We start from the raw sequence: 2,221 nt of genomic DNA, 5'->3' as shown, positions 1-2,221 counted from the left end.
ACGCGGGGTGGAGCAGCTCGGTAGCTCGCTGGGCTCATAACCCAGAGGTCGCAGGTTCAAATCCTGTCCCCGCTACTGAAAACGAAGGCCCGGATCCCATGGGATCCGGGCCTTCGTCATGTCCGGAATGGATGCGTCGGGGCATGAGGTAGCCGGGACGGGTGAGTTGACGTGGGAGCGTGTTTGACTTGTCTCTCTGTGGGCATGTCGACAAAACGCTGTAGTGACCTCACAGGCTGCGACATACCAGGTGTACGCGGGTAGCAGGTGATGCGACGATGGGATATATGGGGGACAGGTCAACTCTGCTGGAGACAGGGCGGTTTGTGAGGTCGGCCGAAACCGGATCGGGTGCAGCAGTCAAAGAGGAGGCTCGGGTCGTTAACGCGCAGACCGCCCCGTCCGATGCGGGCTTCGCGGAGGAAGTCCTCACCGAGGCCGACGGGGCGAGCGACGCCGAACTGGAGGCGCGCCACCGCGTGGCGGCCGACCGCGGCGACCCCGGAGCGATGAGCGTCCTCGGAGCCCTCCTGCTGCGCCGCGGCGACCTGGACGGGGCCGAGCCGTACCTGCGCGGCGCGACGGCGGAGGGGGACCGCGCCGCCGCCAACAACCTGGGTGTCCTGCTCCTCCAGCGCGGCTACCCCGAGGAGGCCGCCGGCTGGTGGCGCGTCGCCGCCGTCGCCGGCTCCGCCCCCGCCGCGCACGCCCTGGGCCGCCACTTCCGCGAGCGCGGCGACGAGCCCGCCGCCGAGTACTGGCTCCGCCAGGCCGCGGAATCCGGCCACGCCCTCGGCGCGTACGGGCTCGCCGAACTCCTGGAGCACCGCGGCGACAAGGGAGTCGAGCGCTGGCTGCGGCAGGCCGCCGAGCAGGGCCACCGCGAGGCCGCCTACCGGCTGGCCCGCCACCTGCGCAAGGGCGACCCCGCCGAGGCCGAGCAGTGGTACCGGCAGGCAGCCGCCCGCGGGCACCGGCGCGCCGCCCTGCACCTGGGAGCCCTGCTGGAGGCCCGCGGCGAGCTCAAGGAGGCCGGGCGCTGGTACCTGACCTCCGCCAAGCAGGGCGAGGCGCGCGCCGCCTGCGCACTGGGCTTCCTGCTGCGCGACGCGGGCGACGAGGAGGGCGCCGTCTCCTGGTGGAAGCGCGCCGCCCAGGACGGCGACGGCAACGCCGCCAACGCGCTCGGCGCCCTGCACGCCGCCCGCGGGGAGACCGAGACCGCGGAGAAGTGGTACCGCGTCGCCATGGACGCGGGCGATCAGAACGGGGCGTACAACCTTGCTTTGCTGTGCGCGGCACAGGACCGCACCGCGCAGGCCGAGCAGTGGTACCGCCGTGCCGCCTACGCGGGACACCGCGAGGCGGCCAACGCGCTCGCGATCATGCTGCTCCAGGTCGGCGACGCCGCAGGAGCCGAGCCGTGGTTCTCCAAGGCCGCCGAGGCGGGCAGCGTGGACGCCGCCTTCAACCTGGGCATCCTCTACGCCGGCCGCGACGACGACCGGACGGCGCTGAAGTGGTACGAGCGGGCGGCTGCAGCCGGCCACACCGACGCCGCGCTCCAGGTCGGCATCGCCCTCGTCCGCGATGGCGAGGAGCGCGCGGCCGAACGGCACCTGCGGTGCGCGGCCGGCGGCGGCAGCGCCGAAGCAGCGTTCCGGCTGGCCGCGCTGCTGGAGTCGCTGGCCCCGCCGCCGGAGCCGCCGGCCCTGGGGGAGCCGGTCGGCGCCGCACGCACCGAGAGCGAGGAGTGGTACGAGCGCGCCGCCGAGCTCGGGCACCGGCGCGCCCAGGTCCGGGTCGGCATGCTGGCGGCGGCCCGCGGCGACACGGCGGTCGCGGCCCGCTGGTACCGGGAGGCGGCGGAGGCCGGCTCCCGCAACGGCGCGTTCAACCTCGGGCTGCTGCTGGCCCGGGAGGGCGACGAGCCGGAGGCCGCCCTGTGGTGGACCCGTGCCGCCGTCGCGGGGCACGGCCGGGCCGCGCTGCGCCTGGCCCTGCTCGCCGCGCGGCACGGCGACCTCGCGGAGGGGCAGAAGTGGTGCCTGCGCGCCATGGAGCTCGGGCCGGCCGAGGTCGCCGAGCGGGCCGCCCGGCTGCGCGACGCGCTCGCCGAGGAGCTCTCCGCCTGACCCGCGCCGCACGTGCCCGCCACCGGGCGGCCGGTGCGGCGCACCATGGATTTGCATCTGCGGGGATCCCTCACGTACGGTGGGGT

At 74.9% G+C, this 2,221-nt stretch carries 1 protein-coding gene and 1 tRNA gene; both read left to right on the top strand.

All coding sequences use genetic code 11. The features are described from left to right. Position 1: 1 nt before the first annotated feature. Positions 2 to 75, top strand: a tRNA-Met gene (locus IE170_RS16830). Between the two features lie 212 nt (positions 76 to 287). Continuing rightward, a complete protein-coding gene (locus tag IE170_RS16825) occupies positions 288 to 2,135 on the top strand; it encodes an SEL1-like repeat protein (protein WP_373299001.1) in 1,848 nt (615 codons plus the stop codon). Positions 2,136 to 2,221 lie beyond the last annotated feature (86 nt).

This window comes from Streptomyces toxytricini (assembly GCF_014649915.1).
Classification (GTDB): Bacteria; Actinomycetota; Actinomycetes; order Streptomycetales; family Streptomycetaceae; genus Streptomyces; species Streptomyces toxytricini.
This window is presented reverse-complemented; position numbering and strand designations above follow the sequence as displayed.